This window comes from Hyphobacterium indicum (assembly GCF_003129605.1).
Lineage (GTDB): Bacteria > Pseudomonadota > Alphaproteobacteria > Caulobacterales > Maricaulaceae > Hyphobacterium > Hyphobacterium indicum.
Map to the genome: position 1 here is coordinate 132,026 of NZ_QBDX01000001.1, position 19,264 is coordinate 151,289.

A 19,264-nucleotide genomic window follows, 5' to 3' on the forward strand; every position below is an offset into this window, starting at 1 on the left:
CGTTTTTCCCTCGTCATTCCGGGGCGCTTCGAAGAAGCGAACGCGGAAACCACTCCGTGATGTCCATGTTCCGGCATGGGTCACGGATCAGGCTGACGCCTGTCCGGGATGACGGGTTAGTCGGCTTTGGGTGCCGTCAATTCCCGTATCGCCAGCAGGCCCTCCACAGAGGCTTCACCCTTTTCCGCCGACAGGTCGGCAGTGGCGCGGGCCAGCGCGGCATAAAGCGAGGCGAGTTCCGTGTCGGCCTGACCCAGTTTTTCCAGATGCCGCGCAATCATGGCCGCATCGCCGCGCGCCACCGGGCCGGTCAGGGCCGCCGCCGGGCCACGCTCCAGCACAGCCTCCAGCGTGTCGCGAAGGATGGGCCCGGTAATCGCCAGCCCGTCCGCTCCGGATATTCCGGCCCGCGCGAACGTCTCCAGCCCGGCCTGTACGAGCGTCGGCAGATGATTGGCCATGAAGACAATGGCGGCGTGATAGAGCGTGCGGTCCGTCCCGTCCGGCAGATCAAGTGTCTGCCCGCCAATGGCCTGAAACGCCTCCGCCAGCGCGGCCCGCGCGCCGGCTTCCCCCTGCAGCGTCGTCATTGTCCCGGCGAAGGTCGCGACAGACCGCGCGGGGTCGGAGAAGGCTTTGACCGGATGGGCACAGACCATGCGGGCACCGGAATCCGCCAGTGGCGCAAACAGCTCCGGCCCCAACGCCCCGGACGTATGCGCGATAATCGCGCCGGGCTTGAAGGGAGTGCCGGCCAGTCCGGCAATCATACTTTCCAGCGCCGGATCGGGGACAGAGACGAGGATGATATCGGCCGCATCCAGCCCCCCTCCGGGCTCGCCCGCACCGATGAATGCCGCAGCTTGCCGCGCCGTTTCATCCTGACGGGCCACCAGCGCGCCGATCTCGAACACGCCGGCCGTATGAAAGAGGCGGGCCAGCGTGCGGCCGACCCGGCCCGGTCCGATGACGGCGAGGCGTTTCATCAGCCCTTGAACCGGGCGGGCAGCCAGGTCGCCGGATCGGCTGCTGCCTGTTCACCGGCACCGAGATCCTTCACCTCATGCATATCCCCGGCAAACCAGAGATAGGGGATGGCCTTGCGTTCGGCATAGCGGAACTGGTTCTTCAGCTTCGCCGCCTCGTAATAGACTTCGACATTGACGCCGCGCGCCCGCAGCGTATTGGCGATCCCGTCCAGCTCCAGCACATCATCGTCCGGAAAGCGGGCAATCAGCACATCGGTCGGCGAGGCTCGCTCACCGGTAATCACGCCTTCCTTCACCAGCTTGGCAAACAGCCGGGTCAGCCCGATGGAAATTCCCACGCCCGGCAGGTCGCGATTGATATAGGCACCGACGAGATCGGCATAGCGTCCGCCCGCGCAAATCGTCGAATACTCCGGATAATCAATCAGCTGCGCCTCATAGACAACGCCGGTATAATAATCGAGCCCGCGCGCAATCCCCAGATTGGCCTCGGCCACACACGCGCCTTTATCAGCGGCATTCAGCCGGTTCATGACCGTGGTCAGTTCGGCCAGGCCTTCTTCAAATAGCGCGTTTTCAACCCCCAGCTTGCGCGCCTCGGCGGCAAAGCCATTATCCGTCGACCGGATCTGCGCCAGCGCCAGACAGGCCTTCGCGGTATCCGCGGACAGGCCGTTCTCCTCTATCAGTATTCGTTCGATCTCGGCCGCGGCCAGCTTGTCGATCTTGTCGACCACGCGGATCACATCCGCGGCGTTCTCGATCCCCAGGCCCTGATAGAACCCGACCAGGATTTTCCGGTTGTTCAGCATGAAGCGGATCGGACCGGCGCCAATGGCATTGAGCGTTTGCATGGCGATCAGCGGAATTTCGGCATCGAAATCATGGCTGATTTCGTCCTGGTCAATGACATCGACATCACATTGCAGGAATTCCCGGAAACGGCCTTCCTGCGGGCGTTCGCCGCGCCAGACGCGCTGGATCTGATAGCGTTTGAACGGGAAGGTGAGAGCGCTGAAATGCTGGGCGACATAGCGGGCGGTCGGCACTGTCAGGTCAAAGTGCAGGGCCAGACGCGGGCCTCCCGGTTTTCTATCGTCCTCGTCCTCGGCATTCAGGCGTTGCAGCCCGTAGATTTCTTTGTCGACATCGCCGCCCTTGGCCGCCAGCGTCTCGACCTCCTCAACCGAGGGGGTTTCGATATTGATATAGCCATAGCGTTCGAAGGTTTCGCGGATCTTATCGATCCAGCGCATTTCCACGCGGCGGATCTCTGGTGTGTATTCCGGAAATCCGCTAATAGGCCTGGGCTTCAGGATTTTTCGCTTTTGCATTTTAAACGTCGCTTACCCATTTAATATATTTCAAGGCGGCGATAGCCTTGGAAGGGTCTGTCTGTCCACTCCTTGGCATGCTTGACGCGGAATACAGGCCTTCTATAACGCGCCTCCTTGCCTTTGTGGCGGCTGTAGCTCAGCTGGTAGAGCACTCGGTTGTGATCCGAGCGGTCGCGGGTTCAAGCCCCGTCAGTCGCCCCATTTCCCTTTATGCGGAATCATTCTCGATCTCCTCGCGCAGGGCTTCCAGCTCCAGCCATTGTGTTTCCTTGGCATCAAGCATGGCCTGCGCGTCCGCGAGCTGTTTCGATGCGGCAGCAAAGCGTTCCGGGTTTTTTGTAAACAGCTCCGGTGCCGCCAGCTCGGCCTCCAGCGCGGCAATGGTCTGGTTCAACCGGTCGATCTCGCCCGGCAGTTTTTCCAGAGCATAGCGGTCCTTGTTGGCCATTTTGCGTTTCTCCGCTTTCGGAGCGGCCGTGCCGGAGGATTTGCCGGATGCAACGGGCTTCACGGCCTTGCGCGCGGCCACATCCGCGCCGCGCTGCGCCATCATGTCGGAATAGCCGCCCGCATAGATCTGCCATTTGCCGCCGCCTTCCGGCGCAATCACGCGCTGGGCAATGCGGTCGAGGAAATCCCGGTCGTGGGTGATCAGAAGGACGGTGCCGTCATATCCGGCGATGAAGTCTTCCAGCAGATCCAGGGTTTCCAGATCGAGATCATTGGTCGGTTCATCCAGCACCAGAAGATTCGAGGGCCGCGCCAGCGCCCGCGCCAGCAGCAGCCGTGCCTTTTCGCCGCCGGACAGCGTCCGCACCGGCGTGCCCGCCTGTTCCGGCCGGAACAGGAAATCCTTCATATAGGCCATGACATGCTTGGTCTGGCCACCGACCTCGATCATGTCCCCGCCGGGTGAAAGCGCCTCTTTCACCGTCCAGTCCGGATTCAGGGCCGCGCGATGCTGGTCCAGCGTTGCGAGTTCCAGATTCGTGCCCAGCCTGATCTCGCCCACATCGGGTTCCAGCTTGCCGGTCAGCAGGTTGAGGAGGGTGGTCTTGCCCGCACCATTCGGGCCGATCAGGCCGATGCGCTCGCCGCGGTCAATCCGGATAGAAAAATCACGGACAATCGGCGTCTTGTCCCAGCTCTTGGCGAGCCCGGTGGCTTCCACCACGCGCTTGCCGGATTTTCCGGCCTCGGTCTGCTCGATCGACGCCAGGCCCGTGCTTTTCTCGTAATTGCGGCGCTTGTCCTTCAGATCGCCCAGCTCGCGCATGCGGCGTACATTGCGCTTGCGCCGCGCGGTCACGCCATAGCGCACCCAGTGTTCCTCACGCGCAATCTCGCGCGAGAGCTTGTGCTGTTCCTCGGCTTCCTTCTCGAGAAGGTCGTCGCGCCAGTCCTCGAAGGCGGCAAAGCCCTTGTTCAATTCCTGCGTGGTGCCGCGGTCCAGCCACACCGTCCGGCGCGACAGATTGGAGAGAAAGCGCCGGTCGTGGCTGATCAGGACGAAGGCGGAGCTGCCCGATTTCAGCTCGTCCTCCAGCCACTCGATCGCCGGCAGATCGAGATGATTGGTCGGCTCGTCCAGCAAGAGTAGATCGGGAGCCGGGGCCAGCGCGCGGGCCAGTGCGGCGCGGCGGCGCTCTCCGCCTGACAGGGTGGCGGTGCGCTCATCGCCGGTCAGGCCCAGCGAATTGAGATAATAGAGCGCGCGGTGTTCATCATCGCCGGGCGCCAGGCCGGCGCGGACATAATCGAACACGGTGGACCAGGCCGAAAGGTCCGGATCCTGTTCCAGATAGCGCACGGTGGCGCCCGGATGCAGGAAACGCTCGCCGCTATCGGCTTCGGCGAGGCCGGCCGCGATTTTCAGGAAGGTCGACTTGCCGGACCCGTTCCGGCCGACCAGACAGATCCGGTCGCCGGTGGACACGGTAAGGCCCGCCTCACGCAGGAGCGGCGTGACGCCAAAGGTCAGCGAGATATTCTGCAAGGTCAGGAGCGGCGGATTGGCCATGGGCGGTCAGACGCCCTCCCCGGCAAAGGCCTTCTCGATGACAAATTGTGCCGGCGCGGCATTCGAGCCCTCGGTAAAACCCTTGTCCAGCATGATCTGTTTCAGGTCCCGGAGCATCGCATCCGAGCCACAGATCATCACCCGGTCTGTAGCGGGTTGCAGGATCGGGCGGCCGATGGCCTCGAACAATTCGCCATTGAGAATGAGGTCGGTGATGCGCCCGCGCTGATCCTGCGTTTCATCCCGCGTTGTCGAGGTGAAATGGATCAGCCGGTCCCCCACCAGCTCCCCGACCAGCGGGTCCTTGCGGAGGTCCGCGACGAGTTGCTTGCCATAGTCCAGTTCGGCACCGGTCCGGCAGGTGTGGGTCAGGATGACTTCCTTGAACTTGTCATAGGTTTCCGGCTCCCGGATGATGCTGGCAAAGGGGGCAATGCCGGTGCCGGTCGAAAACAGGTAGAGGTGGTCGCCCGGGATCAGGGCGTCATGCACCAGCGTCCCGGTCGGCTTCGTGCCGAGCAGAACACCGTCGCCTATCTCGATGTGCTGCAACTCGGTGGTCAGCTTTCCGCCCGGTGCCTTGATGGAATAGAATTCCAGCTCTTCATCCCAGGTCGGGCTGCAGATCGAATAGGCGCGCAGGACGGGTTTCCCCTCGATCATCAGCCCGATCATGACAAATTCACCGGCGCGGAAGCGGAAGGCCGCCGGCCGCGTGATCCGGAAGGAAAACAGCGTGTCCGTCCAGTGTTTGACGGCGGTAACGCGTTCGACCGTGCAGGTCTTCGGCGGGGTGAAATCGTCGGTCAGTATATTGTCGAACATGGGGAGGTCCGGGCGGGTCTGTTGAACGTGCCGGTCTCATAGCCCGCCTTGCGCTCAATTGCACGGGGACGCGCTGTCACAGGCTTTCGCAGGCACATCAGCGTCGAGGGGGGATAAGAGAAAAGATCATCCCTCTTTTATCCAAACCTGTCCGCGTCTTCATTTGCGCTCATAACGGGCAAGGCCCTATGGTCGGTTGAATCGGGACAGGCGAGGGACACGGCGGCAAGTGCCGTGCAGACATCATGCTGGAAATCAAGAATCTTTCAAAAACCTATGGCAATGGCGTGCGCGCGCTGGATGACGTGTCGCTGTCCATTCCCAAGGGCATGTATGGCCTGCTCGGGCCGAACGGAGCGGGCAAATCCACCCTGATGCGGACCATCGCCACCCTGCAGAATGCGGACCGGGGCTCGATTGATTTCAACGGGATTGATGTCCTGAAGGAACCCGCAAAATTGCGCGCCCGGCTGGGCTATCTGCCGCAGGATTTCGGCGTTTATCCGCGCATGTCGGCGCGCGCGCTTCTGGACCATCTCGCCATTCTGAAAGGCATATCCGACAACAGGGAACGCAAGCGCGTGGTCGAGGGCCTGCTTGAGCAGACCAATCTCGCCAAGGTCGCGAAGAAATCCGTGGCCTCCTATTCCGGCGGCATGCGCCAGCGTTTCGGCATTGCCCAGGCCCTGATCGGCGATCCGCAGCTGATCATCGTCGACGAACCCACAGCCGGCCTGGACCCGGAAGAGCGCAACCGTTTCCACAATCTGCTTTCCGAAATCGGCGAGAATGTTGTCGTCATCCTCTCCACCCATATCGTCGAGGATGTCGCCGACCTCTGCCCGCAAATGGCGATCCTCAACCAGGGCCGGATCGTCGCCGAGGGTGCCCCTTCAGACCTCATCAGCCAGCTGGACGGCAAGGTCTGGAAGAAGCGGATCGCCAAGGCGGAGCTGCCGGAACACCGCACCCGCCATAACGTCATCTCCACCCGCCTGACCCAGGGTGAAGTGCTGATCCATGTCGAGGCCGATGCCAGCCCGGGCGAGGGGTTCGAAGCGGTCGCACCCGATCTCGAGGACGTCTACTTCGCCACGATTACGGCCAGCCAGGCTGCGCCGGCTGCGGCCTAGACCGGGGCGGAGGACAGACATCATGCTCGGTAAAATCGCCAGTTTCGAATTCCGCTATCACTTGCTGTCGCCAGCCGCGATTGCCATTTTCTTGATCTTTTTTCTGTTTGTTTTCGGGGCGGCTGCGTCCGATCAGGTGTCGCTGGGTGACACCAATCAGGTTCATGTGAATTCGCCCTTTGCGATCAGCTTTGCCATGCTGATTTTTTCTTTCTTCGGCATGGTCATTCCGACGGTGTTTCTGGCCAGCGGCATTCTCCGCGACCGCAGCTACAAGACCCAGGAATTATTCTACACTACACCGGTGAAGGAGCGCGATTATCTGCTCGGCCGCTTCATTGGCGGCTTCGCCATTACCTGCCTCGTTTTTCTGAGCGTGCCACTGGGCAATCTCGTGGGCGCGCTGATGCCATGGGTGGACCCGGAAACGCTGGGGCCCTTCCGGTTTGAATACTATGCCCAGCCCTTCCTGCTGCTGGGCGTCGCCAACATGCTGATCATCGGCATGATCGTGTTTACCGCCGCCAATCTCAGCCGCTCCCTGATGGTGACCTGGGTGACGCTGGTCGGCCTGTTCATTTTCAACACGGCAGGCGGGTTCCTGACGACGCAACCGGAATGGCGCGATTTTGCCGCCCTCACCGATCCGTTCGGTGGCAATGCCTTCAGCGAAGTTGTGCGCAACTGGACGCCGGCAGAACAGAACAGCCAGCTCATCCCGCTGGAAGGCCTTTTCCTTCAGAATCGCCTGATCTGGCTGGGCATTGCGGTCGTGCTGTTCATTTTCAACCTCGTCGTATTTTCCTTCCGGCTGAGCAATTCGGCCGGGAGCCGGAAAAAGGCGCAGCGTGCCGAAGCCCCTTTCATACCGGCCAGCATTGAATTGCCGATTTCCACGCCAACGCCCGCGCGCGCCATCTGGCAGCAATTCCGGGCCCGCGTCGCCTTCGAGGTGAAGGGTATCGTCTTCAACATTGCCTTCTGGATATTGCTCGTTTTCGGCATGCTTCTGACCGGGTTTGCGGTCTTCCTGATCCAGCCCTTCTACGGCACACCGAATTATCCGCTGACGCAGATCATGATCAATTCGATGATCGGCGGCTTCATCCTCGTGCCGCTGGTTGTCGTGATCTATTACGCGTCCGAGCTGATCTGGCGCGAACGCAATGTGAATTTCTCCGACATTGTCGATGCCACGCCTGCTCCGAGCTGGGTGTTTCTCACCGCCAAGCTGGCGGGAATGATTGTGGTGGTCACAGGGCTGTTGTCCGTCGCCCTGCTGATCACCATCGCGTCGCAGGCCATCCGCGGCTATTTCAATTTCGAGCTCGGGCAATATGCCGTGCGGACGGTCTTTGATCTGATCATTCCGCTGACCATGCTGTCCATGCTTGCCATCTTCCTGCAGGTGCTGGCCAACAATAAATGGCTCGGCATTATCGCCATCGGCGCGGTGTTCATCATCACCGCCTTTGTGCTCGACAATATCGGCCTTTCGCACAACCTCTACCAATTCCCTTTCGTGTCCCTCACACCCTATTCCGACATGAACGGCTATGGCCATTTCATGGGCATTCAGGCCTGGTATCACCTCTATTGGGGCGGGGTGACGCTGTTTCTCTTCGTGCTGGCCAGCCTGCTCTGGAATCGCGGCGCGTTGATGCCCATTCGGCAACGCCTGATCCGCCTGCCGCAGGCCTTCACGCCGGCGGCCGCAGGACTTGCGGGCGTGTCTCTTCTCACCGCCATCGGCGCCGGGGGCTGGATTTTCTATAACACCACCGTGTTGAACGATTACACGCCCAACACCGAGGCCGAGCGGCTTCAGGCCGCCTTCGAACGTGAATGGCGGGAGCAGCTGGAGGGCCTGCCCCAGCCCACGATCACCGCCGTGGAATTCAATGTCGACATCTTTCCGCGGGACCGCCGCTACACGGTCACAGGCACATACGAAATCGAGAACCAGACTGGCACGGACATTCCTGTGGTCTGGGTGTTCTATGGTACCGATGAAATCAATGCCCAGGACATTGATGGCCAGACGGCAGAGCTCCGCGATGACTATGCCAATCTCTATGCCTTCGAGCTGGACCGCCCGATGCAGCCGGGTGAGCGCCGGACCCTGTCATTCGACGTCGCGGTGACCAATCCGGGTTTTCGCAATTCGGGCAATGTCTCGTCCGTCATCTACAATGGCAGCTTCTTCAATAATGGCGAGTTTGCCCCCGCCATCGGCTTCTCCCGGGCGATGCTGATCCAGAATCCGGCCGTCCGCCGGCGGCAGGACCTGCCCGAGCTGGAGCGCGCCTTTGCGTTGGAGGACGAGAGCCGCTGGAATGAAAATTCCATTCGCCAGGATGCCGACTTTGTCGATTTCCGCACGATTGTCTCGACCAGCGGGGACCAGATCGCTGTCGCGCCGGGCTATCTCGAACGCGAATGGACGGAGAATGGCCGCCGCTATTTCGAATATGTGATGGATGTGCCGATCCTGAACTTTTTCAACTTCATGTCAGCCGATTACACGCTGCTGGAAGAGGAGCAGGACGGCATTCTCTACCAGGTCTTCTATCACGCGGATCATGACTGGAATGTCGCGCGCATGATGGAGGCGGCCCAGGATTCGATTGCCTATTTCTCGGACGCCTTCAGCCCCTATCAGTACCGGCAATACCGGATGTTCGAATTTCCGGCCTATGCCTCCTTTGCGCAATCCTTCCCCAACACGATTGCCTATTCGGAATCCATCGGGTTTACCGCCGATCTCCGTGATCCGGACAATATCGACTATGTCTATTACGTCACCGCGCACGAGGCCGCGCACCAGTGGTGGGCGCATCAGGTGATGAGCGCCAATGTCCAGGGCGGCACAATGCTGGTGGAGACCTTTGCCCAGTATTCTGCGCTGATGGTGATGGAGCAGGAATATGGCGAAGACCATATGCGCCGCTTCCTCAAATACGAACTGGACAATTACCTGTCCGCGCGCAGCACGGAATCACGTGAGGAATTGCCGCTCTACCGCGTCGAGAACCAGCAATACATTCATTACCGCAAGGGCGCGCTCATCATGTATGCGCTGCAGGATTATCTCGGTGAGGACGTCGTCAACCGCGCACTGGCGCGCCTCATTGACGAGTTCCAGTATGCCAGTGCGCCCTATGCCCGCTCGGCCGATTTCCTCCGCATCCTGCGCGAGGAAGCCGGACCGGAATACGAACTGATCATCCACGATTTCTTCGAGCGGATCGTCTTGTTCGATCTGTCAGTCACCGAGGCCGAAACCCGCGAGCGGGAAGATGGCCGGTTCGAAACAACGCTGCAGATCGAAGCGCGCAAATTTGCGGCCGATGGCGAGGGCAATGAGACCGAGGAGCCGATTGACTATCTGATTGATATCGGTCTCTTCACCCGCAGCCTCGATCAGGCGCTGGAGGGCAATGATCACATTCTGCATTTCGGCCGGGAGCGGATCAATGAAACACAGATGAGCTTCACCTTCATCACCGATGAGCGGCCGATCTGGGTCGGCATCGACCCCTACAGCAAGCTGATTGACCGCGATACCGACGACAATCTGATCACGCCGGATTTCATTCCGCTGGAGGATGAAGCCGATCTGGAAGACACCGCCCTGCTTATGGAATAGGGCAGGGTGAGCGATGCTTGATGGCGCTGATCGAGAAATTGGTCTCGATCGCGCCAATGCCCGGCACGCCATGAAGCTGCTCGCGCATGAAGCGTTCATAGCCGTCATGGCCGGCGACCACGACTTCGAGCAGATAATCCTCCCCGCCGGACATGAGATGGCATTCAATCACCTCATCTATGGCGGCAATTTTCTGCTCGAACAGGGCGACGGTGGCCGTTGAATGATCTTTCAGGCGGATCCGGACAAAGGCGGTGACAGACAGGCCGCATGCCTTGCGGTCCAGTTCGGCTGTATAGGCGCGGATATATCCGGCCTCTTCGAGTGATCGTACCCGTTTCAGGCAGGGCGAGGGGGACAGCCCGACCAGATCGGCCAGCGCCTGATTGGTCAGGCGGCCATCGGCCTGCAATGCCATCAGGATTTTCCTGTCGATCTGGTCAAGGGCTTTCATGGCAGAAAATGCTCCATTCAGGCATTATGGAAACAGAATACGGCAGCACATGTCATAATGAAAGCGGTAATCTGACTTCAAATGGGAGGTCAGTATGGACGGTTCAGGTCAGATCGAGTGCCCGAAAGGATTTTCCACACGTGCGATTCACGAGGGCTATCATCCGGCGGATGCGGGCGGCGCCCTTACACCGCCCGTGCATTTCACCTCGACCTTCACCTTCCCGGATGTGGAATCCGCGGGTGCCGCGTTTTCCGGAGAGCAGCCCGCACACATCTATTCGCGCATCTCGAATCCGACTGTGGACCTGCTCGAGCGCCGCATGGCCTCGCTCGAGGGTGCAGAAGCTGCTGTCGCATTCGGCTCGGGCATGGGGGCCATTACAGCGGTTTTCTGGAGCTTGGTGGCGCCCGGTGACGAGATACTGGTCGACAAGACGCTTTATGGCTGTACCTACGCCTTCTTCAACCATGGACTCGCCAAGTTCGGGGTCCGCGTCAGCCATGTCGACATGACGGACCCGGATGCCGTCGAAGCCGCTCTGAAATCAAGACCCGGAATCGTCTATTTCGAGACGCCGGCCAATCCGAACATGCGCCTGATCGACATCGAGGACATCGCATTAAAAGCCCATGCCGCCGGCGCGCGCGTTATCGTCGACAACACCTATGCCAGCCCCTATCTGACCCGTCCGCTCGAACTGGGCGCAGATATCACCGTGCATTCGGCGACCAAATATCTTGGCGGGCATGGAGATCTGATTGGCGGAATTGCTTGCGGCACGCAGGAGATCATGGACGAAGTTCGTGGTTGCGGGCTGAAGGACATGACCGGTGCCGCGCTGGCCCCCTTCAATGCCATGCTGATCCTGCGCGGCCTGAAAACGCTGGGCCTGCGCATGCGCGAACATTCCGCCAGTGCGGGCGAAGTGGCCCGCTTTCTGGAGCGCCATCCCGAAGTCAGCAGCGTTGCCTGGCCGGGATTGCAAAGTTTTCCGCAAGCCGCCCTTGCGGCCCGCCAGATGCGGTTGCCCGGTGGCATGATCGCGTTTGAGCTCGACGGTGGGAAAGCCGCCGCCATCGCATTCATGAACCGGTTGAACCTGATCCAGCGTGCTGTCAGCCTTGGCGATGCGGAAAGCCTGATCCAGCATCCCGCCAGCATGACCCACTCGACCTATACGCCCGAGGAACAGGCCGCGCATGGCATCGCCCCCGGACTCATCCGCCTGTCGGTCGGTCTGGAGGACGTGGAGGATATTCTGGCGGACCTGGCGCAAGCCTTCCGATCCTGACAGTCCTGTCACTTGCCGGTCATCCGGGCGCGCACTACTGTCCGCGGCATCAATCCAGCAGATGACCCGGGGAGGCATCATGTTCCGTACGATCGCAGCGCTGACCGCCAGCGCGCTCGCTTTTTCCCTTGCCTATGCGCAAGATGCTGCCACCAGCACAGAGACCGGCGCCGATGAGGAGGGCCCGTGGGACGTGGCCGCGCCGCCCCTGCCGACGCGCTTCATCCCGATACGGGTCGAGGAAGGCACATGGATGAGCCTGGATGTCAGCCCGGACGGACAGACCATTGCTTTCGATCTTCTTGGCGACATTTACACCCTGCCAATCTCCGGCGGGCTGGCGACCAATATCAGCGCGGGCCTGCCCTGGGAAATCCAGCCGCGCTTTTCCCCGGACGGCTCTTTGATCGCCTTCACCTCTGACCGCGCCGGCGGAGACAATATCTGGATCATGAATTCCGATGGTTCCGACCGCCGCCAGGTCACCGATGAGAGCTTCCGCCTGTTGAACAATCCGACCTGGCACCCGTCTGGCGACTTTATTGCCGCCCGCAAGCACTACACGACGTCGCGCTCTGCCGGGGCCGGTGAAATCTGGATGTACCACCTTTCCGGCGGCAGCGGCGTTCAGCTCGTCGAACGTCCCAATGAAGCTTTCCAGAAAGAGCTCGGCGAACCGATCTTCTCGCCCGATGGCCGGTATGTGTACTACACGCAGAACATCACCTCCGGTAACACCTTCATCTATGCGCAGGACTCCAATACCGACCTGTTCAACATTCTCCGCTACGAGCTCGAGACCGGGGAAATCACCACCGCCGTATCCGGCGCCGGCGGCTCGGTCCGCCCGGCCCCGTCCCCGGACGGAAATTTCATGGCCTTTGTCCGCCGTGACCGTCTCCAGTCGCAACTCTGGATCAAGGATCTCCGCTCCGGCGAAGAGCGTATGATCTATGACGATCTCGACCGGGACAATCAGGAAACCTGGGGCGTCTACGGCATGTACCCCAATATGGACTGGACGCCGGACGGCAATTCCATTGTTTTCTGGTCGGGCGGCCGGATCAACCGCATCGATGTCGCCAGCGGTGAAACACAGATCATCCCCTTCCAGGTCGATGACAGCCGCGAAGTCATCGATCCGCCGCGGCCGCAGACGGAAGTGGCACCGGCCACGTTTGAAACGCAGATGCCGCGGTTTGCCACGGTGTCGCCCGATGGGTCTCAGGTCGTCTTCGAATCGCTGGGCCGCCTCTATATTGCCGGCACATCCAGCGGCGATCCGCGTCCGCTGACCCGCAATGATGGCAGCTATCGTGAATTCTTCCCGTCCTGGTCGCGCGATGGCCGCTCCATCGTTTTTGTGACCTGGGATGACGAAGATCTGGGATCAATCCGCGTCGTCAACGCCAATGGCCGCGGCGAACGGACGGTGACGTCCGAACCCGGACATTACCGCCGCCCGGTGTTTTCGCCGGATGGCCGCACCATCGTCTTTGAAAAGGGCTCGGGCGGCTTCCTGACGGCCCGCGAATGGTCGGAAACGACCGGCATCTTTGCCGTTCCCGCTTCCGGTGGGGAGATGCGCCGCATCACGGCTTCCGGCTCCGAACCGCATTTCGGCGCATCGAATGACCGCCTCTTCCTGTCGGTCTCGGAAAGCGGGCAGAACCGTCTGGTCAGTGTTGACCTGAACGGGCAGGACCGCCGTGTTCATGCCCAGTCCGACATGATTGCCGATTACCGCGTCTCGCCGGATGGCCGCTATCTCGCTTTCCGGGAAAACTATGACGCCTATGTCATGCCCATGCCGCCGGGGCCGCAGGAAGTCTCGGCCGGCATGTCGGCCTCGGCGCTTCCGGTGGTCGAGGTGTCCCTCAACGGAGCCACCTATCTGTCCTGGTCGGGTGGCAGCGACAGCCTGCACTGGACCATGGGCCCGGTGCTGTATTCCGCTTCGATCAGTGAGGTGATCCCGCACCGGCCGGCAGGGGAAGAGGAAGAGCGCGAGCCCTTCTCCCCGCCGGAAACGGGACGCTCTCTCGCCATCACGGTCAATTCCGACGTGCCCGCCACGACGCTCGCTCTCACTGGTGCCCGTATCGTCACCATGGCAGCGGAAGACGGCGGCATCATCGAAAATGGTGTCATTGTCGTTCAGGGCAACCGCATCGCAGCCATTGGTGCGGCCGATGAAGTCGAAATCCCGGCCGGCGCGCAAACGGTTGATGTGACCGGCCGCACCATCATTCCGGGCCTGATCGATGCTCACGCACATGGCCCGCAGGGCACGGACGGCATCATTCCGCAGGAAAACTGGTCGACGCTCGCTCACCTCGCCTTCGGCGTGACCACGATCTTCGACCCGTCCAGCTCTGCCAGCCACATCTTCGTGGCCGGGGAATATCAGCGCGCCGGCCTGCAATTGCAGCCGCGCACCTATTCCACGGGAGAAGTCGTCTATGGCGCGCGTGCGCCGGGCTTCTTTGCCCGCATTGACGATGCCTCGGACGCCGATGAGCACGTCTTCCGCCTCGCGGCACAGGGCGCGCATGGCATCAAGAACTACAACCAGCCCCGCCGCGATCAACGGCAGCAGGTTGTGGCCGCCTCGCACGAAGCCGGTGTGATCGTCGTGGCCGAGGGCGGGTCCAATTATCACATGGACATGTCGCTCGTCGCGGACGGCAATACCTCGCTCGAGCACAACCTGCCGGTCGAGATGGTCTATGAGGACGTCCTCCAGATGTTCTCGCAGACTCAAGTCGCCTACAATCCGACCATTGTCGTCACCTATGGCGGTCTGGCCGGCGATCCCTACTGGCGTTCCCGCACCAATATCTGGGAGCATCCCATCCTGTCGCGTCATGCGCCGCCGAACTATCTGCGCGGCTCCATCCGCAACACCTATGCGCCGGAACACGACTATGTCGATGATGACAGCGCGGTCACAGCCCTGATGCTGGCCGATCGTGGTGTCACCATGGCGATTGGCGCGCATGGGCAGCAGGAAGGCCTCGCCGCACACTGGGAAATGTGGTCGCTGGGCCGTGGCGGAGCCACCCCGGTCCAGGCCTTGCGGGCCGCCACCATCGATCCGGCCATCCATCTCGGCTTCGACGCGGATCTCGGCTCCATCGAAACCGGAAAGCTGGCCGACCTCGTCATTCTCGAGGGCGATATTCTCGCCGACATCGAGAATTCCGACGAGATCGGCATGATCATGCTCAATGGCCGTCTCTATGATGCGGAAACCATGAACGAGACCGTCACCGGTGATCGTGTCCGGGGGGCCTACTTCTGGGAGTAATTCCCTTGTACTAGCCGATCCTTGAAAGCCAGGCCGCGAAGCGTTCCATCACCGCTTCGCGGCCTTTTTCATTGATCGTCTCGTGACGGAAATCCTCGAGGATCTCCTGCGTGGCCCCATAACCGGCCTTGCGCAGGCGCATGCCGAGTTGCGCGATGGCCTTGGCATTATTCGTTGCCGGATCATCCGTTCCGCCGACCAGGTGGAAGGGCAGGGATTTGGGGATGGCACTCAGATTTTTATCGTCCGCCGCATAGGCAATGCCACCGGCAAAATCCCGCCACAAGGACCAGCTCGCCGTCCAGCCGCACAAGGGGTCGGCAACATATTTGTCCACCTCGTCAAGATCGCGGGACAACCAGCCCGATTCCGGACGGTCCTCCCGGAAGCGCTTGTCCCAGGCCTTGAAGGTCAGGGCATCGATCAGCCCGGCCGGGTTTTCAGGCTTGTAAAACATCAGGCCCAGCCCGGTGACAAATCTGATCAGCCCTGCTGCGCCCTTGTCGATATTGGCATTCCAGACCGCACAGCCGGCAATCGTTTCCGGATAGCGCATCGCATAATTGAGCGAGACCACTCCGCCCATGGAATGCCCGAACACCACGACCGGCACGCCGGGATGTTTTTCCCGCGCCTCGGCATTCACCGCGGCGGCGTCTTCCATCAGCTGGTCCCAGCCATGCTCATAGGCGAACAGGCGCGGCGCACCATCCGGAGCCACTGTCAGACCGTGGCCGCGGTGATCCTGTGCGATCACCGCCCACCCGGCCTGCGCCAGCGCTTCGGCAAACCGCTCATAGCGGGCGGCATGTTCGGCCAGGCCGTGATTGATATGCAAAACGCCGCGGGTTTCGCCATCGGCGGCCGATTCATAAAGCGCCAGCTGGGCGCCGGTCGGGCTTCCCAGTATCCGCCGGGTAAAGGCCATGATCCGTCTCTCCTTGTGCGCCACGCTAACGCGCCCTGTTCGCGCGCGCCAGCCAAGTTATAGTCATCTGAAGCAGGATTCGGGGAGGGGTGATGTTCAGGGACAAGACGGCCATTCTGGCCATTGATCAGGGCACGACCTCGTCGCGGGCCATTGTGTTCTCGAAAAAAGGCGAGGTGATCGCCCTCGCCCAGCAGGAATTTGCCCAGATCTATCCCCGGCCCGGCGAGGTCGAACATGACCCGGAAGTGATCTGGGCCACGGTGATAGGCACTGCGCGCAAGGCCCTGAAAGAGGCGAGGGCCAAAGGCTGGAAGACCGCCTGTCTGGGCATCACCAATCAGCGCGAAACAGCCATTATCTGGGACCGGAAGACGGGCGACCCCATTCATAACGCCATTGTCTGGCAGGACCGCCGCACCGCGAAAACCTGCCAGCAACTGGCCGCTGACGGCCATGAGGGCGTCATAAGGGAAAAAACCGGCCTCGTCCTCGATCCCTATTTCTCCGCCACCAAATTCGCCTGGATTCTCGATGCCGTGGACGGGGCGCGTGAGCGCGCGGCGAGGGACGAGCTCGCCTTTGGAACGGTGGACAGCTTCCTGCTCTGGCGGCTGACAGGCGGGGCCTCCCACAAGACCGATGCCAGCAATGCCAGCCGCACATCGCTCTTTGATCTCAAGGCGGGCCGGTGGGATGACGGCCTGTGCGAGCTCTTCAACGTGCCAGTGTCCGGCCTGCCGGAGGTCTGTGACAATGCCGCGGACTTTGGCACCAGCCTGACGGCCGCGATTGGCGAGGCCTTGCCCGTGACCGGCATGGCCGGGGACCAGCAGGCCGCCGCTATCGGCCAGGCCTGTTTCAAACCCGGTGAGGTCAAATCGACCTATGGCACGGGGGCCTTCCTGATCATGAATACAGGCCCCGAAATGGCGGTCTCGCAAAACCGCCTGCTGTCCACGATTGGCTGGCGGATCGATGGTCAGACCACTTTCGCGCTGGAAGGCTCCATTCTGTCCGCTGGCGCCACCGTCCAATGGCTGCGCGACGGGCTGGGCCTGTTTTCAAAAGCTTCCGAGATCGAGGCGCTGGCCGCTTCGGCCGACCCCGATTGCGGCGTCTATCTGGTCCCGGCCTTTGCCGGGCTGGGCGCGCCCCACTGGGCCGCCGATGCGCGCGGGACCATTGTCGGGCTGACACGCGGGGCCGGGCGGGCGGAAATCGCGCAGGCGGCGCTGGATGCCGCGGCCCATCAGACCGCCGACCTCCTCGAAGCCATGGCGCGCGACGGTGTCCCGACGGCCAGGCTGAAGGTCGATGGCGGTATGGCAAACAATAACCGTTTTCTCTCCCGGCTGGCTGATTTCTGCGACGTGCCGGTGGTCCGCCCGGTCAATACCGAAACCACCGCCTGGGGCGCGGCCTTCCTCGCCGGCATGGGCGCAGGCCTGTTTGGCGGGCTCGAGGAAGGGCGCAAGCTCTGGCACGCGGATCAGAAATTTGAACCGCAAATCCGGCCGGCTGTCCGGGACGCGCATCGCGCCGGCTGGCAGACCGCTGTCCGGCAAACGCTCGCCGGAATTTGACGCGCGGTAGATTCGTGCCACATCTGGCAAGGTAATGGAGCGGGGGAGAATTCCATGCGAGTAGCCATTCTCGGACTGGCCATGATTCTGGCGGCCTGTTCATCGCGCGAACCGGTCATTGAATCCGACCCGGAAACGCGCCTGTCCACGCCGCAAGGCAATATCGTCGGCTATATCGCGGAGAGCGGTGCCCATGTCTGGCGGGCGATCCCGTTTGCGCTGCCGCCGGTTGGCGAATTGCGCTGGCAACCGGCTGTGCCGGCAGGAGTCTGGGACGGCGAACGCGAAGCCATCACCGCGCCCGTGCCCTGTCCGCAAATGGCCAATGGCCTCAGCGCCGATCTGCTGGGCGTGGAGGCCGGGCAGCTCGCCGGCGCCGAAGACTGCCTCTATCTCGACGTCTACGCGCCGCCGAATGCGGAAAACCTGCCGGTCATGGTCTGGATCCATGGCGGCAGCAATACCTGGGGCTGGGCCGATCAGTATGATGGCGCACAGCTGGCCATGGACCAGAATGTGATTGTCGTCGTGCTCCAGTACCGTCTGGGGCCGCTCGGCTTCTTCTCCCACCCGGCATTGCGGGAGGCTGGTTCGGGCATTGCCAATTTTGCGCTGACCGATCATCTCGCGGCGCTCAACTGGGTGCAGGACAACATCATCAGCTATGGCGGCGATCCGGACACGGTCACGATTTTCGGGGAAAGCGCGGGCGGCACGAATGTCGCGGCGCTGATGGCCTCTCCCCTGGCCGGGGGGCTGTTTCACCGCGCCATCATGCAATCCGGTTCCGCCAGCTCGGTGCCGCTAGCCGAGGCCGAAGGCACGGAAGGCGAAGAGGCCAACCCCTCGATCGAAACCGCCCGCCGTTTTGTGGCGGGTGAGGTGACGGCCGATGCGCTGCGGGAGGTCCCGCTCGCGGATATCTTTGCCGCTTATTCGGCCGGTGGCGGCCGCGTCGAGCTGCCGACCGTCATCGCCGACGGCGTCTCCCTTCCGGCCGGGGGCGTGATGCAGGCCTTTGCCAGTCCGGACTCCTTCAATGCCGTGCCGCTCATTACCGGCACAAATCGCGACGAGGTGAAGCTTTATAACGGCCTTAATGACGAGCTGGTGGCGCGCCGCCTGGGGGTCTTCTTCCGCATCCGCGATGAAGCCCTGTATGAGGCGGTGTCCGAATATCAAAGCCGCATCTGGGCCATTAATGCGGTGGACGAGATTGCGGCCACCATGACGGCCGGCGGCCATGACGCGGTCTGGGCTTACCGCTTTGACTGGGATGAGGGCGGCGCCAACATCTTCCTCGATTCCGCGGCAATATTCGGGGCCATGCACTCCATGGAAATTCCTTTTGTCTTCAACCGGTTCGAATTCTTCGGGTCGCGGCTCGATCCCATCGTCTTCAATGAAAGCAATGAAGCCGGCCGTATCGCGCTCGCCCGCGAAATGGGCAGCTACTGGGCGCGTTTTGCCCGCCAGGGGGATCCCGGCGGCGAATGGACAAGCTGGAGCGAACGCCCGGCGCGTATGCGCTTTGATACCGCGGCCGATGGCGGGTCGGGCATGCTGGCGGGCGAGTTGACGATTGAGGGGCTGGCCCGCGATATCCGCTCAGATGACCGCCTTGAGGAAAACCGGAGATGCGAGCTCGTGGCTTCCATGGAGGGCCGCTATTTCGATGACAGGCGGGAATTGCGACCGCTGACACGTTGTTGAACGCGCCACTTTCCACCTGCAGAACC

12 protein-coding genes and 1 tRNA gene are annotated in these 19,264 nt (G+C 61.7%); 7 read left to right on the forward strand and 6 right to left on the reverse strand.

Annotated elements, in window-relative coordinates; genetic code table 11:
• Positions 1–116: 116 nt before the first annotated feature.
• Both DBR16_RS00650 and hisS read right to left on the reverse strand, forming a co-directional pair.
• Positions 117–986 carry a Rossmann-like and DUF2520 domain-containing protein gene (locus DBR16_RS00650; protein ID WP_109259314.1) on the reverse strand — a complete coding sequence of 290 codons (870 nt, stop codon included), beginning with the start codon at positions 984–986 and terminating at the stop codon, positions 117–119.
• The gene (gene hisS / locus DBR16_RS00655) at positions 986–2,323 is read right to left on the reverse strand and encodes a histidine--tRNA ligase (protein WP_109259315.1); all 1,338 of its coding nucleotides are present in this window, start codon (positions 2,321–2,323) and stop codon (positions 986–988) included. Before hisS ends, DBR16_RS00650 begins: the two co-directional genes overlap by 1 nt.
• A gap of 128 nt (positions 2,324–2,451) precedes the next feature.
• On the opposite strand from hisS, the gene DBR16_RS00660 reads away from it, so the two are divergent.
• Positions 2,452–2,527: transfer RNA gene (locus tag DBR16_RS00660), tRNA-His, on the forward strand.
• 7 nt (positions 2,528–2,534) lie between these two features.
• Here the strand turns inward: DBR16_RS00660 and DBR16_RS00665 are convergent.
• Together DBR16_RS00665 and DBR16_RS00670 are read right to left on the reverse strand one after the other, a co-directional pair.
• Positions 2,535–4,346 (reverse strand): ABC-F family ATP-binding cassette domain-containing protein, encoded by a 1,812-nt coding sequence (locus DBR16_RS00665; RefSeq protein WP_109259316.1) that lies wholly within the window; start codon positions 4,344–4,346, stop codon positions 2,535–2,537.
• Between the two features lie 6 nt (positions 4,347–4,352).
• Positions 4,353–5,171, reverse strand: a complete 819-nt coding sequence (locus tag DBR16_RS00670; RefSeq protein WP_109259317.1) for a ferredoxin--NADP reductase — start codon at positions 5,169–5,171, stop codon at positions 4,353–4,355.
• Positions 5,172–5,416: 245 nt separating this feature from the next.
• Between DBR16_RS00670 and DBR16_RS00675 the strand changes: the two genes are divergently transcribed.
• Together DBR16_RS00675 and DBR16_RS00680 are read left to right on the forward strand one after the other, a co-directional pair.
• Complete coding sequence (locus tag DBR16_RS00675; RefSeq protein WP_109259318.1) at positions 5,417–6,304, forward strand: ABC transporter ATP-binding protein; 888 nt, start codon at positions 5,417–5,419, stop codon at positions 6,302–6,304.
• Positions 6,305–6,326: 22 nt separating this feature from the next.
• The gene (locus tag DBR16_RS00680) at positions 6,327–9,953 is read left to right on the forward strand and encodes a M1 family aminopeptidase (protein WP_161539343.1); all 3,627 of its coding nucleotides are present in this window, start codon (positions 6,327–6,329) and stop codon (positions 9,951–9,953) included.
• On the opposite strand, the gene DBR16_RS00685 is transcribed toward DBR16_RS00680, so the two are convergent.
• The gene (locus tag DBR16_RS00685) at positions 9,943–10,407 is read right to left on the reverse strand and encodes an Lrp/AsnC family transcriptional regulator (RefSeq protein WP_109259320.1); all 465 of its coding nucleotides are present in this window, start codon (positions 10,405–10,407) and stop codon (positions 9,943–9,945) included. The two genes, DBR16_RS00680 and DBR16_RS00685, sit on opposite strands and share 11 nt — an antisense overlap.
• A 94-nt stretch (positions 10,408–10,501) precedes the next feature.
• Here DBR16_RS00685 and DBR16_RS00690 point away from each other — a divergent pair, with 94 nt between their 5' ends.
• Together DBR16_RS00690 and DBR16_RS00695 are read left to right on the forward strand one after the other, a co-directional pair.
• Positions 10,502–11,701, forward strand: a complete 1,200-nt coding sequence (locus tag DBR16_RS00690; protein ID WP_109259321.1) for a methionine gamma-lyase — start codon at positions 10,502–10,504, stop codon at positions 11,699–11,701.
• 79 nt (positions 11,702–11,780) lie between these two features.
• A complete protein-coding gene (locus DBR16_RS00695) occupies positions 11,781–15,011 on the forward strand; it encodes an amidohydrolase family protein (protein ID WP_109259992.1) in 3,231 nt (1,076 codons plus the stop codon).
• A gap of 10 nt (positions 15,012–15,021) precedes the next feature.
• Here DBR16_RS00695 and DBR16_RS00700 read toward each other — a convergent pair whose 3' ends face one another.
• Positions 15,022–15,939 (reverse strand): alpha/beta fold hydrolase, encoded by a 918-nt coding sequence (locus tag DBR16_RS00700; protein WP_109259322.1) that lies wholly within the window; start codon positions 15,937–15,939, stop codon positions 15,022–15,024.
• A gap of 92 nt (positions 15,940–16,031) precedes the next feature.
• Here DBR16_RS00700 and glpK point away from each other — a divergent pair, with 92 nt between their 5' ends.
• Positions 16,032–17,525: a glycerol kinase GlpK gene (gene glpK, locus DBR16_RS00705; protein ID WP_109259323.1), complete on the forward strand. Its 1,494-nt coding sequence runs from the start codon at positions 16,032–16,034 to the stop codon at positions 17,523–17,525.
• A gap of 54 nt (positions 17,526–17,579) precedes the next feature.
• Entirely contained in the window at positions 17,580–19,238 is a 1,659-nt protein-coding gene (locus tag DBR16_RS00710) for a carboxylesterase/lipase family protein (RefSeq protein ID WP_109259324.1), read from the forward strand.
• Positions 19,239–19,264 lie beyond the last annotated feature (26 nt).